The 20,041-nt window shown below is 69.2% G+C and carries 17 protein-coding genes and 2 tRNA genes; 4 read left to right on the top strand and 15 right to left on the bottom strand.

What is annotated here, in order from left to right:
• Positions 1 to 19 precede the first annotated feature (19 nt).
• The 10 genes from BJP65_RS11360 to BJP65_RS11320 all read right to left on the bottom strand — a co-directional run bounded on the left by BJP65_RS11360 (position 20) and on the right by BJP65_RS11320 (position 10,028).
• The gene (locus tag BJP65_RS11360) at positions 20 to 1,063 is read right to left on the bottom strand and encodes a glycosyltransferase family A protein (protein WP_083285830.1); all 1,044 of its coding nucleotides are present in this window, start codon (positions 1,061 to 1,063) and stop codon (positions 20 to 22) included.
• 19 nt (positions 1,064 to 1,082) lie between these two features.
• Complete coding sequence (locus tag BJP65_RS11355) at positions 1,083 to 1,703, bottom strand: hypothetical protein (protein ID WP_070409218.1); 621 nt, start codon at positions 1,701 to 1,703, stop codon at positions 1,083 to 1,085.
• Entirely contained in the window at positions 1,703 to 4,159 is a 2,457-nt protein-coding gene (locus tag BJP65_RS11350) for a glycoside hydrolase family 3 protein (protein ID WP_219811346.1), read from the bottom strand. The genes BJP65_RS11355 and BJP65_RS11350 overlap by 1 nt, the downstream gene beginning before the upstream one ends.
• A 68-nt stretch (positions 4,160 to 4,227) precedes the next feature.
• Positions 4,228 to 7,134: a glycoside hydrolase family 3 N-terminal domain-containing protein gene (locus tag BJP65_RS11345; RefSeq protein WP_070409217.1), complete on the bottom strand. Its 2,907-nt coding sequence runs from the start codon at positions 7,132 to 7,134 to the stop codon at positions 4,228 to 4,230.
• A 77-nt stretch (positions 7,135 to 7,211) separates the two neighbouring features.
• Positions 7,212 to 7,547: a hypothetical protein gene (locus BJP65_RS17140; RefSeq protein ID WP_374754257.1), complete on the bottom strand. Its 336-nt coding sequence runs from the start codon at positions 7,545 to 7,547 to the stop codon at positions 7,212 to 7,214.
• Between the two features lie 171 nt (positions 7,548 to 7,718).
• Positions 7,719 to 7,810: transfer RNA gene (locus BJP65_RS11340), tRNA-Ser, on the bottom strand.
• Positions 7,811 to 7,905: 95 nt separating this feature from the next.
• Complete coding sequence (locus BJP65_RS11335) at positions 7,906 to 9,171, bottom strand: LCP family protein (protein ID WP_055832953.1); 1,266 nt, start codon at positions 9,169 to 9,171, stop codon at positions 7,906 to 7,908.
• Between the two features lie 126 nt (positions 9,172 to 9,297).
• Positions 9,298 to 9,570 carry a type II toxin-antitoxin system RelE/ParE family toxin gene (locus BJP65_RS11330; RefSeq protein ID WP_070409216.1) on the bottom strand — a complete coding sequence of 91 codons (273 nt, stop codon included), beginning with the start codon at positions 9,568 to 9,570 and terminating at the stop codon, positions 9,298 to 9,300.
• Positions 9,567 to 9,851, bottom strand: a complete 285-nt coding sequence (locus tag BJP65_RS11325; RefSeq protein ID WP_083285828.1) for a type II toxin-antitoxin system Phd/YefM family antitoxin — start codon at positions 9,849 to 9,851, stop codon at positions 9,567 to 9,569. Before BJP65_RS11325 ends, BJP65_RS11330 begins: the two co-directional genes overlap by 4 nt.
• Before the next feature lie 89 nt (positions 9,852 to 9,940).
• A tRNA-Ser gene (locus BJP65_RS11320) sits at positions 9,941 to 10,028 on the bottom strand.
• Positions 10,029 to 10,125: 97 nt separating this feature from the next.
• On the opposite strand from BJP65_RS11320, the gene BJP65_RS11315 reads away from it, so the two are divergent.
• Positions 10,126 to 11,376: a DUF2254 domain-containing protein gene (locus BJP65_RS11315; RefSeq protein WP_083285827.1), complete on the top strand. Its 1,251-nt coding sequence runs from the start codon at positions 10,126 to 10,128 to the stop codon at positions 11,374 to 11,376.
• A gap of 61 nt (positions 11,377 to 11,437) precedes the next feature.
• On the opposite strand, the gene BJP65_RS11310 is transcribed toward BJP65_RS11315, so the two are convergent.
• Positions 11,438 to 12,337 carry an HAD family hydrolase gene (locus BJP65_RS11310; protein ID WP_083285826.1) on the bottom strand — a complete coding sequence of 300 codons (900 nt, stop codon included), beginning with the start codon at positions 12,335 to 12,337 and terminating at the stop codon, positions 11,438 to 11,440.
• Positions 12,334 to 13,602, bottom strand: a complete 1,269-nt coding sequence (serS, locus tag BJP65_RS11305) for a serine--tRNA ligase (protein ID WP_070409215.1) — start codon at positions 13,600 to 13,602, stop codon at positions 12,334 to 12,336. The genes BJP65_RS11310 and serS overlap by 4 nt, the downstream gene beginning before the upstream one ends.
• Positions 13,603 to 13,779: 177 nt before the next feature.
• On the opposite strand from serS, the gene BJP65_RS11300 reads away from it, so the two are divergent.
• Positions 13,780 to 15,069: a diacylglycerol kinase family protein gene (locus tag BJP65_RS11300; protein ID WP_083285825.1), complete on the top strand. Its 1,290-nt coding sequence runs from the start codon at positions 13,780 to 13,782 to the stop codon at positions 15,067 to 15,069.
• Positions 15,070 to 15,281: 212 nt separating this feature from the next.
• Complete coding sequence (locus tag BJP65_RS11295; protein WP_070409214.1) at positions 15,282 to 16,652, top strand: deoxyribodipyrimidine photo-lyase; 1,371 nt, start codon at positions 15,282 to 15,284, stop codon at positions 16,650 to 16,652.
• 114 nt (positions 16,653 to 16,766) lie between these two features.
• Here BJP65_RS11295 and BJP65_RS11290 read toward each other — a convergent pair whose 3' ends face one another.
• Both BJP65_RS11290 and BJP65_RS11285 read right to left on the bottom strand, forming a co-directional pair.
• A complete protein-coding gene (locus tag BJP65_RS11290) occupies positions 16,767 to 17,192 on the bottom strand; it encodes an Asp23/Gls24 family envelope stress response protein (RefSeq protein WP_055832939.1) in 426 nt (141 codons plus the stop codon).
• 112 nt (positions 17,193 to 17,304) lie between these two features.
• Positions 17,305 to 17,643 (bottom strand): hypothetical protein, encoded by a 339-nt coding sequence (locus BJP65_RS11285; RefSeq protein ID WP_235560627.1) that lies wholly within the window; start codon positions 17,641 to 17,643, stop codon positions 17,305 to 17,307.
• Positions 17,644 to 17,738: 95 nt separating this feature from the next.
• On the opposite strand from BJP65_RS11285, the gene BJP65_RS11280 reads away from it, so the two are divergent.
• Positions 17,739 to 18,797, top strand: a complete 1,059-nt coding sequence (locus tag BJP65_RS11280) for an LLM class flavin-dependent oxidoreductase (protein ID WP_070409213.1) — start codon at positions 17,739 to 17,741, stop codon at positions 18,795 to 18,797.
• Between the two features lie 122 nt (positions 18,798 to 18,919).
• Here the strand turns inward: BJP65_RS11280 and pheA are convergent, their stop codons facing one another.
• Positions 18,920 to 19,873: a prephenate dehydratase gene (gene pheA / locus BJP65_RS11275; protein ID WP_070409212.1), complete on the bottom strand. Its 954-nt coding sequence runs from the start codon at positions 19,871 to 19,873 to the stop codon at positions 18,920 to 18,922.
• Positions 19,874 to 20,041: the final 168 nt, after the last annotated feature.

Below are 20,041 nucleotides of genomic sequence, written 5' to 3'. Positions count from 1 at the left end.
CTCTCCCGCTCGCGCGATCCTAACTGAACCCGACGACGCGCCGTGCGACGTGGTATGCCAGCGATGTGACCCGGCGCCCGGCGCCCCCCGGGAGATTGCTGCTCGTGCCCATGAAGCTCCGCCGCATCCGGGTGTGCACCCAGGGATTCTCGTGTTTCACGTGCGACCAGAAGGCGTCTCGCTTCGCGAGGTGCGTGTCATCGCCGCCGCGCGCGAGGGTGGCGGACGTGACCGCGCACAGCGCTTCGACGTAGTGGAGCAGCGCGGCATAAAGTTGCACGGGAACCGAACCGGCCGCGACGTCGGCCGCGGGCGGAAGGGCGCCCAGAGCGAGCTTGTTCACGAGGAGCTGCTGGTCGACCCGCGCGAGCATCACGTTGACGTCGACGGACTGCCCGGCCCGCCCGATGAAGTAATGGTAGAGCTGCACGGGCAGGTAGTACATCGTGCGGACGTGCAGGAGCGGCCGGACGACGTAGAGGTTGTCGACGTAGAAGGTGTGCCGCGGCAGCGCGAGCTCGCTCGCCCGGAGCAGCGAGGTGCGGTAGATGATGGCGTGCATCATCAGGTGCTGACGTTTTCCGAACCGTTCCGTCTGCTCCCACCCGAAGCGCCTGTCGCTCGGGAAGACGGTGTCGAACCGGGAGACACGGTTGCTCTTCCCGGCGCGGTCGTAGACGAAGTCGGTGAAGAGCGCATCGACGCCGCCTCCTCGGGCCAGGTCTCTCAACGTGGCGAGCACCGACAGCAGCGCCGATGTGTCGAGCCAGTCGTCGGCATCCAGGACCTTCACGTACTCGCCGCGCGCGATCGCGATCCCCGCCTCGATCGCCGCCCCGTGCCCGCCGTTGCGCTGATGAACGACACGCACGAGGTCAGGACGCGCGGCCGCGTACGTATCCGCGAGGACCCCGGTCGCATCGGTCGAGCCGTCGTCGACCACGATCACCTCGATCGTGCGAGTGGAGGCGTCGCACAGCGGGTCCAGGGCGCGCGCGAGGTACGCGTCGGCGTTGTACGCCGGCACGATGACGCTCAGCAGCGGGGTGGGGACGGTGTGCATTCGAGGTGTTGCGGGTCGATCAGGCGGAGGCGCCGGTGAGCGTCGGCTCGACGGTCTTCTGCCGGAAGATGACTTTGAAGATCGGGTAGAACACCCAGAACGAGATGGCCGAGTTGATGATCACCGTGATGACGTCGGCGACGACCGCGCCGGTCGCGCCCCAGCCCCAGATGTTCATGAGCAAATCGTAGATGGGCGCCTTATAGAACCCCTGCGCCGCGGCGGCGACGAACGTGATCACGACGTACGCGAGCGTGTACCACCCGGCAGCGATCCAGGCCGAGGTGTTCGATTTGAAGGTGATGTTGCGCTGCAGGAAGAAGTTGATCACCTGCGCGATCAGCAGGGTGATCTGCACCGACAGGAAGTACGACAGGCCGCCGCCACCTTCGGGAAGCGGGCCCGCAGCATAGTTGAACATGTAGTACTGGCTGCCATCCACGTTCGACCCGATGGGCAGCACCTGGAACGAGACCTGCGTGAGATCGGTGAACGCGTCGAATGCCCAGCGGAACAGGGGCATGAGTGCGATCTGCAGGAGGGTCACGCCGTTGGAGAAGACGAAGAACATCAGGAACTTCGACAGCTCCGGGTGGCCGTCCGCGAATGTGGTCCAGCGGGTCTTGATGGCGGTGAACATCACCGGCTCCTTCGGGTCGTGCGGGGGCGTTCGGATGCGGCGCGGAAGCGCTCACGGCTCGTCTTCTCGAGACGTCGCCCGCGGAAGTAGGCGGACACGACAGCTCCCACGCCGCGGACGACCTGACCGTTGACGACCGTGAGGACGGCCTCGGTGAGACGACGGGTGGCGAGGCCGCCACTCATCTTCGACAGGACGCGGAACGGCGCGTTGAACATGAACAGGATGTTGAGATCCGGGTGGCCAGATGCCTCCGCCTTGCGGCGGCGCCGGTCGAGGATGCGGAACACGAGCCGGACCAGCGCGCTCTTCGACGTCGAGATGCGATCGATCGGATCGTTGTACCCGAGCGATCCGTTCCCCCACGCCGATGCCGGCACGTCGTGGCCGAGGAGCGTGGCGAACTCGGAATCCGTGAGGGCGCGGGTCGCCTTCGTAGGCGTCTCGCGCGAACCATCCGCGGCCGCCCCACCGGAGGTCGTCTCCTCGACGTGCACTGTCGCCGACAACGTGGGATCTCCCGGGTGGCGTCCCACCGACACCTCGTACTCGCCGCCCTCGACCTGCCACGAGTCGAGATCGGCGTCGAAGTATCGGAAGGCGCGGTCGCCGAGCGGCACACGCACGGTCGTCGACGCGCCGGGCTCGAGGCGCACCTTCGAGAAGCCCTTCAGCTCGCGCGTGGGCCGCGGCATCCGGCTCGGCGCGGAACGCCCGACGTAGACCTGCACGACATCGCTGCCGGCACGCTCGCCGGTGTTCGTGACGGTCACCGTCACGACGCCGTCCTGTACCCGCAGGTCGCTGTACGCGAAGGTCGTGTATCCGAGCCCGAACCCGAACGGGAAAGCGACGGGAGTGCCGGATGCGTCGTACCAGCGGTAGCCGACCGACAGCGCTTCGCGGTACTCGGCGGTGCGTGCGGTGCTGGGGAACCTGCCCGCGGTCGGGGTGTCCGCCAGCCGGAGCGGCATCGACTCGGCAAGGCGCCCGCCGGGCTCGACGACACCGGTGAGGACATCGACCATGCCCTCCGCGCCGGCCTCGCCACCGAGGTAGCCGTGCACGAGAGCGGCGGCGCCGTCGAGCGGCGGCACCTCGACCACACCGCCGGCGCTCAACACGACCACGACACGGTCGTGGACGGCGACGACGGAGTTCAGCAGGGCAATCTGGTCGGCAGGAAGGGCGAGAGTTCCGCGGTCGGAGCCTTCGGACTCGGCGATCTCCGGGAGCCCGAATGCGAGGATCACGACGTCGGCGGATGCGGCGAGGCGTCGCGCCTCCGATACGAGTGCGGCATCGGCGACGCCGTCGCGGCGGAATCCGCGGGCGGTGCCGACAAGGTCGAGTGTGCTGGCTCCGAGCGCCTGCGCCAGGGTGGAGACGTCGCGCGCGTTCACGAGCGACGAGCCGGCGCCCTGGTAGCGCGGCGTGGTCGCGAAGTCGCCCATCAGCGCGACGCGGGTGCCCGCGGCGAGCGGCAGCACCCGGTTCTCGTTGCGAAGAAGTACGGCGGATTCGGCGGCCGCGCGGCGCGCGAGCGCGCGATGAGCGGTGACATCGACCGCCGCGGGGACGGTACGCGCGGTCACCCGCTCCACAAGCGTGAGGACCTCGCGTACCCGCGCGTCGAGGTCGGCTTCATCGAGATCACCCGATCGCACCGCCGCCTCGATCTCGCGTGCGGAGTCGAAGCCGGGGGAGGGCATCTCGATCGTTCCGCCCGCGCGCACGGCGGCGACCGCATCGTTGCTGCCGCCCCAGTCGGAGACGACGGCCCCGCCGAAACCCCATTCGTCGCGCAGGACGCGCTGGAGCAGATGGGCGTTCTCGTGCGCGTACGCGCCGTTCACGAGGTTGTATGAACTCATAACGGTCCACGGGGCGGACTCGCGGACGACGATCTCGAACGCCGTGAGGTACAGCTCCCGCAGCGTGCGTTCGTCGATGATGGAGTCGCTCACCATGCGTCGGAGTTCTTGGCTGTTGACGGCGAAGTGCTTGGGGGACGCGGCGACGCCCTCCGACTGGATTCCGCGGACGTAGGCGGCCGCGAGACGCCCCGCGAGTTCGGGGTCCTCGGAGAAGTACTCGAAATTGCGCCCGCCGAGCGGGCTGCGCTTGATGTTCAGCCCGGGTCCGAGGAGGACGTGCACGCCCTGCCCGGATGCTTCGCGTCCGAGCGCAGCACCGATCTCCTCCGCGAGCGACTCGTCCCAGCTGTTGGCGATCGTGGCGGCCGTCGGGAAGCAGGTCGCCGGTTCGGACCCGTTGATGCCCAGGTGGTCGGCGGAACCGACCTGCTTGCGCACTCCGTGAGGGCCATCGGCCATCCAGATCCGCGGAACGTCGGCCGCGGGGATGGCGCGGGTCTGCCAGGTGTTCTCGCCGCTCAGAAGAGCGGCCTTCTCGGTGAGGCTCAGACCGGCGAGGGTGTCGTTCACGTCAATCACGAAATGCGTTCTTTCTGTTCGGGGCCGGAGAAGGGTGAACTCCTCCGGCCCCGTTCGGTGTCGGATGATCAGGCCGACGCGGTCTCGTCGGCGATCATGACGGGTCGATTGCGGTGCCGGCGCACTCGGATGACCATCCAGACGATTCCTGCGATGACCAGGATGCCGAGGACGATCGTGACGACGCTCACCCAGATCTCCCACGCCGCGGGCTGGTAAGCCAGGGTCGCGCCCGGCGCCATCCCGTTGACCGCGTTCGAGTTGGCGACCGTGTAGAGCACGTTGTGCGCGGCGTACCGGATGTTCGACTGCGCGAACGCGCTCTCCGTGTCCTCGACGGTCTTCGTGCCCGAGAACGTCAGCATGTGATCGGTCCCGCGTGCGGCCCACGCCTCGTCGACGTACATGTACGGGTACAGGTTGAAGTCCGTGATGACGAAGCCGGTGAAGCCCCACTCCTCGCGGAGCACGTCGTGCATCAGCGCGGACGAGCCGCCCGCCCAGGTCGCCCCGATGCGGTTGAACGAGCTCATCATGGCCGTCGCACCGATCTCGGTCGTCTGCTTCCGGCCGTCCGCGTCGTACCAGCTGAGTTCACCCGAGGCGTCTTTCACGATCATCTCGAACGGCTTCAGGTAGATCTCGCGGATGGTCTGCTCCGTGGCCCACGTCGCGATTCCCATGCCGTTGACGCGGTTGGTCTCCTGATCGTTCATCGCGAAGTGCTTCGTGAATGAGTAGACGCCCTTGGTGAGCGCTCCGTCGACGGCCGCGGTCGCCAGCATCCCCGACAGGGTCGGGTCTTCGGAGTAGTACTCGAAGTTGCGACCCGCGAACGGCGAGCGGTGGAGGTTCGCGGCGGGCGCATACCAGCCGTTGGCGCCCATCGTCAGCGCCTCGTTGCCGATCGCGACGCCCATCTTCTCGGCGAGATCGACGTTCCAGGTCTGGCCGAGCAGGTACTCGGCCGGGAACGCGGTGCCGGTCCACAGATCCGGGTTGATGAACGAACTGAATCCGGCTGGACCATCGAGGTCGTTCGTGCGGATCTTTCCGATCTCCGGCAGCGCTGCGGTGTTGTACGCACCGGAGGTGAGCATGTCGACGATGTCGGTCAACTCGAGCTGGTCGAGGAACGCGTCCCAGGCCGGGTCGTCCCACGCGAGCCCGCGCATGTCGATGAGCGACAGGTCGCCGTCGGCGCCCCAGGTCGGTGCCTCCACGTCGCCGTTCTCCTCGGCCGCAGCCGCGGCGTCGTACGGAGCGAACGCGGCGAGGGTCTCCTCGCTCGCGATGAGGCCGTCCCCCTCGGGTGCGCTCGGGAAGGTCCCGGCGAAGTCGGCGCGCGAGAACTCGGTCAGGGTGCCGTCGGTGAACGGCGCCGTCGCATCGGCGAACTGGTTCGTTGCCGGAGTCTCGTCGCTGGCGCGACCGTCGGTGTACGCGACCGTCTCGGCGACCGTGTACGCGATCGGAGAGGTCCCCGGCGCGACGGTGTGCGAGTCGGTCTGCACCTTGATCTCGTAGGTGCCCGCATCGAGCACGTACGCACCGGCGCCCTCACTGTCGTACGAGGCCATCTGCTCGACCGGGATGCTGAGCGTCATGGTCTCGGATGCGCCGGGCTCGAGGACATCGGTCTTGGCGAACGAGCCGAGCACGACGGACGACTTCTCGATGCCGCCGGGAGTGTAGGGCGCCGTGTAGTAGAGCTGCACGACGTCCTTGCCCGCGGTGTCACCGGTGTTCGTTACCGCGACGTCCACGGAGATCTCCCCGTCGGTGGCCCCGAGGGTCTGCCCGGTAATGGCGTAGTCGAACTCGGTGTAGCTGAGTCCGTAACCGAAGGGGTAGACGACGGCCTCGTCGTAGTCGATGAAACCCTCGACGGCAGCCGTCTCGTAGTAGCGGTAGCCGACGTAGATGCCCTCTTCGTAGTCCACGAAGTACGCGTCATCGACGTTGCTGTAGGCGTAGTCGCCGAAGTTGGCGAACGTCGGGTCGGCGGTGAAGTCGCGCGAGAAGATGTCGACCGTGCGTCCCGACGGGTTGATCTCGCCGGCGAGGATCGGGCCGAGGGCGCTGAAGCCGACGGCGCCGGGAGACCCGGCGAGGAGAACACCGTCGATGCCCTCATCGTCCTGGAGTGCGCCGAGCTCGAGCGAGGTCGAGGCGTTGACGACGACGACCACGTTCTCGAAGTTCGACTTCGCGAGTTCGAGAAGGTCCTTCTCGTCCTTGTTCAGCTCGAGCTGGTGCTGGCCGGGCTCGGCGTTCGCGTCCCACTGCTCCATGTTCGTGGCCAGATCGCCGCCCTCGCCGCCGCCACGAGCGATCACGACGACCGCGGCGTCGCCGAACTCGGCGAAGCTATTGACGGAGTCCTGTGAGTACTGGTCCACCGGCATCTCGCCGATGTTGTAGTTGGACTCATCGGGCTTGTCCATGATGATGTTGGTACGACCGCCGTCGGCCGCAGGGTTCGCCTGGGCGAATTCGGCGAGCTGGTCGTAGACGGTTCCGTTGACGGTGAACCCGCCGTTCTCGACACCCGCGCGGATATTGACTGCCGTCCGGGTGTCTGCGGTACCCGAGCCGGACCCGCCGTACACGGGATCGGCTGCTCCGCGGCCGAGCAGCGTGACAGCACCCGCAGCGAGCGGGAGCGTGCCGTTGTTCTTGACGAGGGTCATGCCTTCGCCGGCGATCTCCTCGACGATCGTGCTGGATGCCGCCTTGGCATCATCGACCGTTTCGTAGTCGGCGCCGTAATACTCGGTGTCGAGCTCCGATCCTTCAGCGGTGTTGCTGATGTCGTAGGTCCCGGCCCCCATGTACGACTCGATCGCGCCTCGGAACATCCCGATCGCGATGTTCGCACCGATGGCCACAATGGCCACCACGGCGACGATCGGGATCCAGACCGCGAGAAACTTCTTGTTCGACATCGGCCGCTTAGCCGTCGCTGAACTCACTGTGTACTCCTCTGTGTGCAGATCCCCGACGATGGAGATCGGCGCCCTGCCTCGGCGCAGTGGTGCCAGCAGTCATTTCATCGTGGTGCGCGCCGGTCGCCCGCCCTGCCGCACAATCTGTCGTTTTCGCCGCATGAACTGTCGCCGACGGGCAGACACCGCCGGTACGTACGCGCGTGCGGGACCGTGTCCATCTCCACACCATGCCCCGACAGCAGGGCACAGCACGCGAGTAGTTGCTCATCGAACGCCTGCAACCCGACCGTCCGCGCTGCCGCCTCGCGGAGCAGGGCCAGGAGGAGGTCAGGATGAGCGAGAGCCCGGAGGGCGTCGTACAGACCGGACCGGCACCGTTGTTCTCCTCCGAGGAGGAGACGGCGGCGCAGCTCGTTCGGGAGCGCAAGCAGAAGCACTTCATCGAGACGAGCAGCCCGTTAGCTCCGAAGCGGTCGTTCACGCTGCAAAAGCTGGTGACGATGTTCTTCGCCGCACGACAGGGCGGCAACCCGCACACCGTCGACACCGACCTCGATGCGATCGCCGCGAAGATGCTCGCCCTCGCCCTGGCCCTGACCTGGGAAAAATGGCGGAGACGGAGGGATTTGAACCCTCGGTCCCCTTACGGGGACTCCACCTTAGCAGGGTGGTGCACTAGGCCTGACTATGCGACGTCTCCAGGTGATCGACGCCTTTCGGCACGAACACACCGGTCCATACTAACCGGTCGCCGCCCGGCATCCGAACCACGATCCGGATGCCGGGCGGCGGGGGTCAGCGCACGTTGCCGTTCGAGCAGGTGGCCTGCGCGGCGGTCTGCCCGGCGATGCCCGAGGGCAGCACGATCGCCTCCGACGTCGGCGCCGGGGTCGGCTCGGTTCCGTCGGTGGGCGCGGGGGCTGCGGTCTCGGTCGGAGCCGGAGCGCCGTTCTCGTCGACCACCACCCCGTCGCCGTCGCTGAGGTTGCCCGAGAGCTGCAGCGGCTGGTTCGCCGCGAGCGCGGCCCACAGCGTGTCGGCGTCTTCGCGGTCGGGGACCACGCGGTTCGCGTCGGACGGGTCGGTGTAGGTGGGGTACTGCACGAAGACGATCTCGTTGAACGGCACGTCCTTCACGGCCGAGGCGATCTGCACCAGCGTGAGGGGGTTGGTCAGCGAGGTCGACGGGTCGACGTTGCGCAGCGCGGTCGAGGCGAGCTTGTACAGCGTCGCCGGGTTCGACAGCACCTCCTGGCTCTTCAGCTTGTTGGCGAGACGCGACATGTACTGCTGCTGGTTCGAGATGCGCCCGAGGTCGCCGCCGTCGCCGACACCGTGGCGGGTGCGCAGGAACTGCAGGGCGTCGAGGCCGACGACCGTGCGCGTTCCGGCGGGCCAGTCGATGCCGGTGTAGGGGTCTTTGATGCCGTTCGCGATGCAGACGTCGACGCCGCCGATCGCGTCGGTGATGTTGATGACGCCGCCGAAGCTGACCTTCGCGGCGAACGGGATCTCGAGGCCGCTGAGCTGCGAGATCGTCTCGACGACGCACGAGAGCCCGCCGTACGAGAACGCACTGTTGATCTGCTGCTTGCTCATGGCCGAGTTCTCGTAGCCGTCTTTGTCGGTGCACGCCGGGATCGGCACCATCAGGTCACGCGGGAACGAGATGACGGTCACGCGACGAGGGGCGTCGGAGATGTGCACCAGCATGTTGACGTCGTTGAGGCTGCCCTCGGCGTCGTCGCCCGTGCACCGATCCCCGAAGAGCTGGGCGAATTCGGGCTCGCACTCATCGGTGCCGATGAGCAGCATGTTCACCCCGCCCTTCAACTCCCCGATGTCCGGCGGGACGGCCGGCTGGTTCTTCAGCTCGACCGCGTCGGCGGTGAAGCTGCGGGTCAGGTCGATCGCGGCGTAGGCCAGAACGGCACCGCCCGACACCAGCAGCACGGCGAGCACGATGGCGAGGCCGCGGAACAGTTGCGCCAGCGGCCCCGGCGACGTCAGCCGGCCGTGGCGCGCGATGGTCTTCTGACCGCGCGGTGTGGTCTTGCTCACTCGGGTCCTCTCGAACGGATGCCACCGGCCCGGCAGCACGTCGACTCCGGCGCAGGGCAGGAGGTCGCAGTAATACTAGGGACGCGCGGCTGAGAATGCCGTGACTGTCGCGAGGCGCGAGGCACATCACCCGCGATAGGCATCACGGCGGTGCGCGATCGACACCATTTCGATCACCAACTGCTGGTCGACGATCAGGTAAATGACTCGATACCCGCCGCGGCGAGCGGAGTACAGCGGCGCGAGCGGCTCTCGCAGCGGCTTGCCCACTCGCCGCGGGTTCCGGCGCAAAGCGCCCGCGATGAACTCGAATGCCGCAGCGGCGACCTTCTCGGGAAGGTCTCGTTCGAGCGCGCGCCGGGCGGCCCGCGTGAAGACGACGTCGTACTCCGGGTTCACGAAGACAGGCGTCCGCGCCGGATCATCGCCGCCCGAACGTCTTCGAGAGAAGACTTTTCCCCGGAGGCAAGATCGGCCAGACCCTCACGCACCGCCGCAACCTCATCCGGGCGGCTGAGAATGTCGACCGTCTCGAGGAGAGCGTCGTAGTCATCAGCGCTGAGCAGCACTGCGACACGGTCACCGTTCCGGGTGACGTCGAAGCGCTCGTGTGTCGTGACGGCCGACTCGACCAGCTTCGACAGGTTCGCCCGGGCGTCGGCGAGAGAGAGGGTGGTCATGTACAGAATTCTAGCGCCTTTGCGTGAGCGATCCGCGAGAAGAACCCCGCCCAGGCTTTCGCTGGGGCGGGGTTCGAACAACGCACATCTGGCGGAGGGTGTGGGATTCGAACCCACGGGACATCTCTGCCCACTGGTTTTCAAGACCAGGTCCATCGGCCGCTCGGACAACCCTCCCGGTCGTTCGAGTCTACCGAGCGTGTGCACCCGAGCGTGCTCCCCGCCCGCGTCCATCCCCCGTCGCCCGCGGCGCGCGCTGGATATCGTCGACCGCATGGCGATGACGATCCGCGGCTCCCTGGCATCCTTCTTCCTCCGTCTCGGGCGGCAGGTGTGGGTGCGCGCGGCGATCTTCACGCTGACCGCCGTCGTCGTCGCCCTCGCCGCGAACGTCCTCGGCCCTCTGCTGCCCTTCGAGTTCGGGATCGACCTCGCGCAGAATTCGGTCGGATCGCTGCTGCAGATCATCGCCACGGCGATGCTCACCGTCAGCACCTTCTCGGTGACGGCGATGGTCACCGCGTTCTCGGCGGCCACGACCACGGCGACGCCCCGCTCGACGCCCCTGCTCATCGCCGATCCGACGTCGCAGAACGCCGTCTCGACGTTCATCGGGGCGTTCACCTTCTCGCTCGTGGGCATCGTCGCCCTGTCGACCGGGTACTACCTGCCGCAGGGGCGCACGATCCTCTTCGTCGCCACGCTCGTCGTCATCGGCATCGTCGTGTTCACCCTGCTGCGCTGGATCTCGCACCTGTCGACGTTCGGGCGCATGTCCGATGTCATCGATCGCGTCGAACGGGCCGCGACCACGTCGCTCGAGCTCCACGCCGCCGCCCCCACCCTCGGCGCGCGGCCGGCGGTCGCCGTGCCTCCGGATGCCGTGGACGTCCACGCCGAGAAGGTCGGGTACGTCACGCACGTCGACGTCGCCGCGCTCGACCGCCTCGCCCGCCGGCACGGACTCGACATCCACGTGCGCGCGACACCCGGGCGCATCGCCGATGCCCGGGTGCCGCTCGCGGCCGTGACAGGGTCGGTCGACGATTCCGTGCGCACCGGCCTCCGTCGTGCGTTCCGCATCGAGAACCACCGCACGTTCGAGCAGGACCCCCGATTCGGTGTGATCGCCCTGACCGAGATCGGCAGCCGCGCCCTCTCGGCCGCGACGAACGACCCGGGCACGGCGATCGAGGTCATCGCCTCGCTGCAGCGGGTGTTCGCCCGAGCGCTGGCGGCCGAACCCGACGCCGACGTGGCGTACGAGCGGGTCTGGGTCCCCGCCCCGATGCTCACCGATCTCGTCGACGACGCCTTCCGTCCGCTGGCGCGCGACGGCGCGGCCGACGTCGAGGTGCAGGTGCGCCTGCAGAAATGCCTCGCCTCGCTCGCGGCATCCGCTCCCGCACGCGCCGGAGTGTTCCGCGATGCCGCCCGCGCGGCGTTCGCTCGCAGCCGACGCGACCTCGACCCGGCCGACACGCGGATGCTGCGCGCGGCCGTGCGGGAGGCGTGGGGACGCTGAGCCCCGGGGGGCGTGAGGCGACCGATCCCGTCGACGGGCTCAGGAACCTCTGCGGCGGGATCTAGAGCGCGCGGAGGATCGCGGCGACGCCGCCCTCGCTCACCGACAGGCCCACCTCGCCGGCCGCGGCGTGCACCTCGGGCGGCCCCTGGTGCATCGCGATCGCCCGGCCGCCGTGGCGCAGGGCCCACTGCATCATCTCGATGTCGTTGCGTCCGTCGCCCATGACGAGAACCCGTCCGGCCGCGATGTCGAGCCACCCGCGCACCAACTCGAGGGCGGTGGACTTGTCGACGCCCTGAGGCGCGATGTCGAGCCACGCCGTCCAGCCGATCGCGTACGAGACCTGGGTGAGGCCGATGCGTTCGACGAGCTCGAGGAAATCCTGATCGGTCTGCTCGGGGGCGACGACGACGACGCGGCACACGGGCTGGTTCGACAGCTCGGCGAAACTCACCTTGTTGGCGCCCTGCAGGTTCCAGTCGTCGAGGTAGTCGGTGAACAGCCGCGAGCCGTCGGGGAGTTCGACCAGGAAGTGGGCGCCCGAGAGGTGCTCGCCCAAAAGCGTGAGCACCTGGGTCGGGTCGAACGTCTCGACGTGCGCGCGTTCGTACACCGCGGCGTTGCCGTCGCCGACGCGTCGCATGACGATGGCGCCGTTCGAGCACACCGCGTACTCGGGCTGGATGCCGAGGCGCTCCATGATCGGGTGGGTGCTGTCCCAGCTGCGCCCGGTGGCGAGCATGACCTCGTGGCCCGCCGCGTGCGCTCCGGCGACGGCCTCGACCACGCCGGGGCTGAGGGTGTCGTCTTCGAGCAGCACGGTGCCGTCGATGTCGAGGGCGATGAGCATGCGCCCGACGGGTGCATCGTCGGCGATGCGCTCGACGACGTCGACCGCCTCGTGCTGCGCGGCGATCTCGACGTCACCGGTCTCGGGCAGGGCGGCCTCGCGACTCACGCGACCGGCTCCATGACCTCGAGCCCGCCGAGGTACGGGCGCAGGACCTCGGGGACCGTCACCGATCCGTCGGCCCGTTGGTGAGTCTCGAGCAGGGCGACGATCCAGCGGGTGGTCGCGAGCGTGCCGTTCAGCGTCGCCACGGGCTGCGTCTTGCCCCCGCCCTCGGGCCGGAAGCGGGTCTCGAGGCGACGCGCCTGGTACGTCGTGCAGTTCGACGTGCTCGTGAGTTCGCGGTACGCGTCCTGCGTGGGGACCCAGGCCTCGATGTCGAACTTGCGCGCGGCGCTGGAGCCGAGGTCACCCGCGGCCACGTCGATGACGCGGTACGAGAGGCCGAGGTCCTGCAACATGCCCTCCTGCATCGCGACGAGGCGGTCGTGTTCGGCCTCGGAGTCGGCGGGGTCGGTGTAGACGAACATCTCGAGCTTGTTGAACTGGTGCACGCGGATGATGCCGCGGGTGTCCTTGCCGTACGAACCCGCTTCGCTGCGGTAGCAGGTGGACCAGCCCGCGTAGCGCTTGGCGCCCCGCTCGAGGTCGAGGATCTCGTCCATGTGGTACCCGGCGAGGGGGACCTCGCTCGTGCCGACGAGGTAGAGGTCTTCTTTGGGCAGGTGGTACACCTCGTCGGCGTGCTGGCCCAGGAACCCCGTGCCGCGCATGACCTCGGGGCGCACGAGCGTCGGCGGGATCATCGGGGTGAAGCCCGCCTGCAGCGCCCGGTCGAGGGCGAGGGTCATGAGCGCCAGCTCGAGACGCGCGCCGATGCCGGTGAGGAAGTAGAAGCGACTGCCCGACACCTTGGTGCCGCGCTCCATGTCGATCGCACCGAGCTTCTCGCCGAGCGCGAGGTGGTCGAGCGGTTCGAAGTCGTACGTGGGGATCTCGCCGTGGGTGCGCAGGGTGACGAAGTTCTCTTCGCCGCCGGCGGGCACCCCGTCGAGCACGATGTTCTCGATGCGGCCGAGGGCCGCGTCGGCGGCCGCCTCGGCTTCGCCCACCGCGTGCTGCGCCGCCTTGACCTGCTCGCTGAGTTGCTTCGCCTCGGCCACCAAGGCGGCCTTCTCGTCTTTCGGCGCCTGCGCGACGCGCTTGCCGTGCGCGTTCTGCGCGGCGCGCAGCTCTTCGAAGGCGGTGATGGCGGCGCGGCGGTCGCGGTCGGCGGCGAGGGCGTCGTCCACCGAATCCGGCGACTCCCCGCGGGCGATCTGGGAGCGCTTCACGAGCTCGGGATCTTCACGCAGCAGAGTCAGGTCGATCACGCGTCCATCCTATGGTCGGCATCCCCCGGGGATCCGCCCCGACCTCGACCGTGAACGGCAGGCGGTCGGCCGCGGAACGGCGTGTGCACGCCCCGTGACGCATGGGCCATCGGCATCCCCCCGTCAAGCCCGGTCCGGCTGCCGGGTCGCGGCCCACCGCGGTCCTAGGGTGGACCCATGGCCGCCCCTGACGAGCCGCGTGACGACGCGGAGTCCCCCGAGACCGTCCCCTCCGATGCCCCCGCCGCGGTGAAGGCGGATGCCGCTGCGGCCGAAGGTTCGAGCGACGACTTCCACGCCGCGCGACTCGGCGACGACGTCGACGACCACGTTCACAAGGACGCTCCCGACCCGAAGGACGCCGCGGAGCCCGACGACGTCATCCACCAGCCCGAGGATGTTCAGCCGGACACCTCGGACGAGAGCTCCGGCGAGGCCCAGCGCGTCTCGGCGGACGGCGACGAGGCACCCATCGACGCCGAGCCCACCGCGAAGAAGCGCGCCGCGCTGATCTACAACCCCACCAAGGTCGAGCCTGAGCAGCTGCGTGCGCGCGTGGCCGAGATGGCCGCCGCGGCGGGCTGGGCCGAGCCTCTGTTCTACGAGACGACCGTCGACGACCTCGGCGACGACTCGACGCGCGCCGCCCTCGAAGAGAAAGTGGATGCCGTTGTCGTAGCCGGCGGCGACGGCACGGTTCGCGCGGTCGCCGAGGCGCTGACCTCCTCGGGCGTCCCCCTCACGATCGTGCCGAGCGGCACGGGGAACCTCCTCGCCCGCAACCTGAACCTTCCGCTGAGCGACACCGACGCGATGATCCGCGCCACGTTCGAAGGCGACATCCTCCCCATCGACACCGGACTCGCCCGCATCCGCCGGGCCGACGGCGAGATCGAGGAGCACGGGTTCTCGGTCATGGCTGGCATCGGCCTGGACGCCGCGATGATCCAGAACACGCGCGACGACCTGAAGAAGCAGGTCGGCTGGGTCGCGTACGTCGACGGAGCGGCGCGGTCGCTCGTCTCGGCGAAGCCCTTCCGCGTCATGTACCAGCTCAACGGACACCGCCTGCACTCGGCGAAGGTGCAGAGCGTGCTGTTCGCGAACTGCGGCGCCCTGCAGGGCGGCGTGGCGCTGATCCCCGACGCCTCCGTCGCCGACGGCCGACTCGACGTGGCCGTCCTCCAGCCGAGCGGCGTGCTGGGCTGGTTGGGTGTCTGGCGGAGCATCGTGTGGGACAACTCCGTCCTGCGCAAGTTCCGCGCGGGGCGCCGCGTGCTCGAACGCCGCAAGGACACCTCGGTGCGCTACCTGCGCGGCACGGGCATCGAGTTGGCGACGTCCCCCGCACAGCCGATCGAACTGGACGGCGACGAGTTCGGCGAGGCGACACGCATCTACACGCGCATCATCGCCGGAGGTCTCTCCGTGGCGCTGCCGAAGGGTCACGACGTCTCGACGCTCTGACGCGCGCGCCGCGCGCGGCCCCTCGTCGAGAACGCACTCGTTCGTCGAGGACGCACGCGTTCGGCGACCGGCGGATGCGGTCTCGACAAACGTGTGCGGTCTCGTCGGGCGCGGGCGGGCCGAGGCGGGCGGCGGCGGCGGCGGCGGCGGCGGCGGCGGCGGGCGAGTGTCAAGCCCGGACGCACGGATGCCGTGGCGGATACCGTCGAACAATGGCAACGCCCTCGATCGTCTGGTTCCGCGACGACCTCCGGCTCACCGACAACCCGGCGCTGCGCGCGGCCCTCGACCGCGAGGAACCGATCGTGGCGCTCTACGTGTTCGACGAGGAGTCCGACGGGGTCCGCGAGATCGGCGGAGCCGCCCGCTGGTGGCTGCACGGGTCGCTGACCTCGCTCGGTGAGCGCCTGGCGGAACGCGGCTCCCAGCTCGTGCTGCGCCGCGGCCGCGCGGCGGAGGTGGTCCCCGCCGTCGTCGACGAAGTGGGCGCCGGCGCGGTGTTCTGGAACCGCCGCTACGGCGGCGTCGAGCGCGAGATCGACGCGGGCATCAAAGAGGCCCTGCGCGATAGCGGGGTCACCGTCGCGTCGTTCGCCGCGAGCCTCCTCTACGAGCCGTGGACGGTGCGCACGCAGGCCGACAAGCCCTACGGCGTCTACACGCCCTTCGCCCGCGCCGTGCAGAAGCTGCCGGCCCCGCGCCCGCCGATGGCCGAGGCGCGCAAAGTCCCCGGCTTCGACGGGCGCGTCGACGGGGACGACCTCGGCGCCTGGTCGCTGCTGCCGACCACGCCCGACTGGGCCGGCGGCTTGCGCGAGACGTGGGAACCGGGCGAGCCCGCGGCGAAGGCGCGACTGAGGGAGTTCCTCGAGGACGACCTCGGCGGGTACTCGCAGTACCGCGACGAATTCGCGGGCGGTGCGACGTCGAACCTCTCACCGCGACTGCGCTGGGGCGAGCTGAGCCCGTACCAGGTGTGGCACGACACCGTTCAGCACCGTGGATCGGGCGAACACGCGAAGAGCGCGAGCGGATTCCTCTCGGAGGTCGTGTGGCGGGAGTTCGCCTGGCACGTGACCTTCTACGCCCCCGACATCGCGACCAAGAACTGGCGTCGCGAGTACGACGCCTTCCCGTGGCCCCCGCTCGATTGGTCGCACCTCGAGGCCTGGCAGCAGGGTCGCACCGGGGTCGCCGTCGTCGACGCGGGCATGCGCCAGCTGTGGAGGACCGGGGTCATGCACAACCGCGTGCGCATGGTCACGGCGTCGTTCCTCATCAAGAACCTGCTGATCGACTGGCGTGAGGGCGAGCAGTGGTTCTGGGATTGCCTGGTCGACGCGGATGCCGCGAGCAACCCGTTCAACTGGCAGTGGGTCGCGGGGTCCGGCGCCGACGCCGCACCGTACTTCCGCGTGTTCAATCCCGACACGCAGCGCAAGAAGTTCGACAAGCACGACCAGTACGTGCGCGAGTGGGCGCCGGAGTATCTCGGTGAGAATCCGCCGGAGCCCATGGTCGACCTCGGCGAGACCCGGCGTCGCGCGCTCGACGCCTACGCCGAGACCCGGCACGGGCACTGACGCGGGCGGGCCGGCCGTCCCCGGGCGTCGGCACCGTCGCGATGCGCCGGGTGTCGGCATCCGGGCACGCGAAAGGGGCGCCACCTCTCGGTGACGCCCCTTCGAAAGCGATCGTCAGTTGACGCGGGTGTCGTCGACCTGCTCCTCGTCGTCTTCGCCCGGGATGAAGACGTCGACCACGGTCACGTTGATCTCGGCGACCTTCATGCCGACGAGCTCCGTGATGGCCTGCGAGACGGCGGCACGCACGTTCGACGCGACGCGCTGGAGCTGCTCGGGGTAGTCCACCTGGATCGAGATGTCGGCGGCGACCTCGGTCTCGCCCACCTCGACGCTCACGCCCTGCGCGTGGTCCTTGGCACCGACGGCCTGGCGGATGTTGCCGATGACGCGAGCCGCGCCACCGCCGAGGGCGTGGACGCCCGGAACCTCAGCCGCGGCGATACCGGCGACCTTGGCGACGACGGCGTCGACGATGACCGTGGAGCCGCCGTCCTTCTTGGCAGTGGTGGGGGTGGCGGTGGTGATGGTGTCAGCCATGAGCGCTTCCTTCCGTCGTCTCCGGGACCGTCTGTCCCGCGATGTCATAGAGGAGACGCAGCGGGCGACCGATTCGTCACGACTTTCTTCCTGAGAGAAAGCTGAGCACCGCTCACACGTCGAAGAAGCCGCCGAACGGGTCTTCGGAATCACCGGTGTCGCGGGGGTCGTACTGCACGGTCTCGACGGCGAACAGAACGCGCGTATGGGCCGTGCAGAGCACGCTCATCCGGCGGTTGCCCACCACGACGAAGCTCTCGAATCGCCCTCCGCTGTGGACGGCGCTCTCGATGCGTTGCTGCAGATCCGCCAGATCCTGCCCCTGTGCGAGGGAGAAGGTCGCGTCGTCGACGACGATCTGAGCGCGCACCATCGTGTGCGCGTCGGTGTCCTGCACGTCATCCGTCTGTGGGCCGTCGAGCGGCGTCCCCGCGGAGTGCGATTCGCTCATAGCGGGACGCTACGCACGATGAACGGGATCACGGACGGGGGTTGCGGCTCTTCTCGAGACGGAATAGCGGGCGGCCCACGGAGGTTGTCGTCGAGGTGACCGACGCGATCCCCTCCCTCTCTGTTCTCGACCTCGTGCCCGTGCGGCACGGGCAGACCAGCGCGCAGGCGGTGAGCGCCGCCCTCGACCTCGTCGAGCGCGCCGACCGCCTCGGATACACCCGCTACTGGTTCGCCGAACACCACAACATGCCCGCCGTGGCCTCGACCACTCCCCCCGTGCTGATCGCCGCCGCCGCGGCGCGCACGTCGCGCATCCGCGTGGGCTCGGGGGGCGTCATGCTGCCGAACCACTCCCCCCTCATCGTCGCCGAGCAGTTCGCCGCCCTCGAGGCCCTCGCCCCGGGTCGCATCGACCTGGGCATCGGGCGCGCCCCCGGCAGCGACCCCGTCATCACACAGTTGCTGAACCGGTCGGGCACGACGAGCGACGTCTCGCGCTTTCCCGACCACGTGACCGACATCATCGCGCTCACCTCCCCCGAGGGCGCCACCGTGCGATTCACCTCGGGCACCGAGTATCAGGTGAAGGCGACACCCGCGGCATCCGGGATGCCGCAGGTGTGGCTGCTGGGCTCCAGCGACTACTCCGCGCAGCTCGCCGCCAGCTTCGGCCTGCCCTATGTGTTCGCGAACCACTTCTCGGGCGAAGGGCTCGAGCACGCGCTGCGGTTGTACCGCGACCAGTTCCGACCCAACGACTCGGGCGAAGGCCCGCGCACGTTCGTCACCGCCAACGTCGTCGCCGCCCCCACCGCCGAAGAGGCCGAGGAGCGCGCGCTGCCGCAGCTGCGCATGATGGCGCGACTGCGCACCAACCGTCCGCTCGTGCCGCTCGAGACCGTGGAGCAGGCCAAGGCCGATCCCTTCGACGCGATGGCGGAGTCGATCATGGCGTCCACCCGGCAGAAGTGGTTCGTCGGCACCGGCCCCGAGGTGCAGGGACAGCTGGCTGCCTTCGCCGCGCAGTACGGGGTCGACGAGATCATGGTCTCGCCCGTCGCCGGCGCCTACGACAGTGAGGCTCTCGACTCGGTCGAGGGTCGCGCGCAGACCCTGGAGCTGATCGCCGAGAAGGCGGCCGTCGCGGCCTGACCCGGGGCGGGCTGCCGCGCGGTGATGCGTCGCGGCGGGGCGGCAGCGATCTGGGCGAGAGCACACGTCACTGCCGAGAGCACCCGCTCTGACGTGTCATCTCGGGTGGCGCACCGCGCGCGTCAGGCCTCGGGCTCGCCGCTCAGCAGGCCGCGCAGCCAGTCGCGCGCCTCGACGAACACGTCGTCGCTGTAGCGCTGCGGGTACCGCACGATGGCGCGGTCGGCGCGCGCGTACGAGCCCAGGAAGATGACCTTGGGGCTGAAGCGGCGAAGACCCAGCAGCGCGTCGGCCATGCGCTCGTCGAGCACGTGCCCGTCGGCGTCGATGACGAAGCGGTAGCGGCCGAGGGCGTCGCCGATGGGACGGGATGCCAACAGGCTCAGGTTGATGCCCCGGGTGGCGAACTGCTCGAGCAGCTCGAGCAGGGCACCCGGGTGGTCCTCGGGGAGCTCGACGATGAGCGACGTCTTGTCGGCGCCCGTCGGAGGAGCCGGGGCGACCGTGCGGCTGACGAGCACGAAGCGGGTCACCGCGTTGGGGTTGTCGCCGATGTTCTCGGCGAGGACCGTGAGGTCGTGGTGGGCGACGACGCCGGGGGCGGCGATCGCCGTGTCGGCGCCGCTCGTACCGTCGAGCACGCCGAGGGCGCTGGCGACGTTGCTCTCGGCGGGTAGGTGCGCGTGGGCGGGGACGTTGTCGCTGAGCCAGCCGAGGCACTGCCCGTACGCGACGGGGTGGGCGGCGATGAGCGAGACGTCGGCCAGGGTCGCCCCGGGCTTGCCCACGAGCACGAAGTTCACCGGCACGAGGTACTCGCCGACGATGCGCAGGCCCGGCACGGTGGCCAGGGCGTCCTGCGCGGTGGACACGCCCCCGTCGACCGAGTTCTCGATGGCGATCATCGCGGCGTCCGATCGTCCCTCGACGACGTCGGCCAGCGCCTCGCCGACATTGCGCACCGGCCGCCAGATCTGGTCGCGCGCTTCGGGGACCTGGGCGAGCGCCGCCTCGGTGAAGGTTCCCGCGGGACCCAGGTAGCTGTAGGTACGGCGGGCCGGATCGGGAGTGCTCACGGGGACTCAGCCTAGATGCTCGACCCTCCCGCGGGCACCCGAGGCCGTCGTGCGCCGCAGAACCCCCGATACCGGTGGTCGAAGCCGCCGCTCGCGCCGCCGGAATGCGCCAGAGTCGCCCCTGTGGCGTCGGCCCCGCGCGGCTGGCGCCCTTCCGGTGCGACCCGA

Source organism: Microbacterium sp. BH-3-3-3, from assembly GCF_001792815.1.
Taxonomy (GTDB): Bacteria; Actinomycetota; Actinomycetes; order Actinomycetales; family Microbacteriaceae; genus Microbacterium.
The sequence above is the reverse complement of the archived record's forward strand: the minus strand, read 5'-3'. Positions and strand labels throughout refer to the sequence as shown.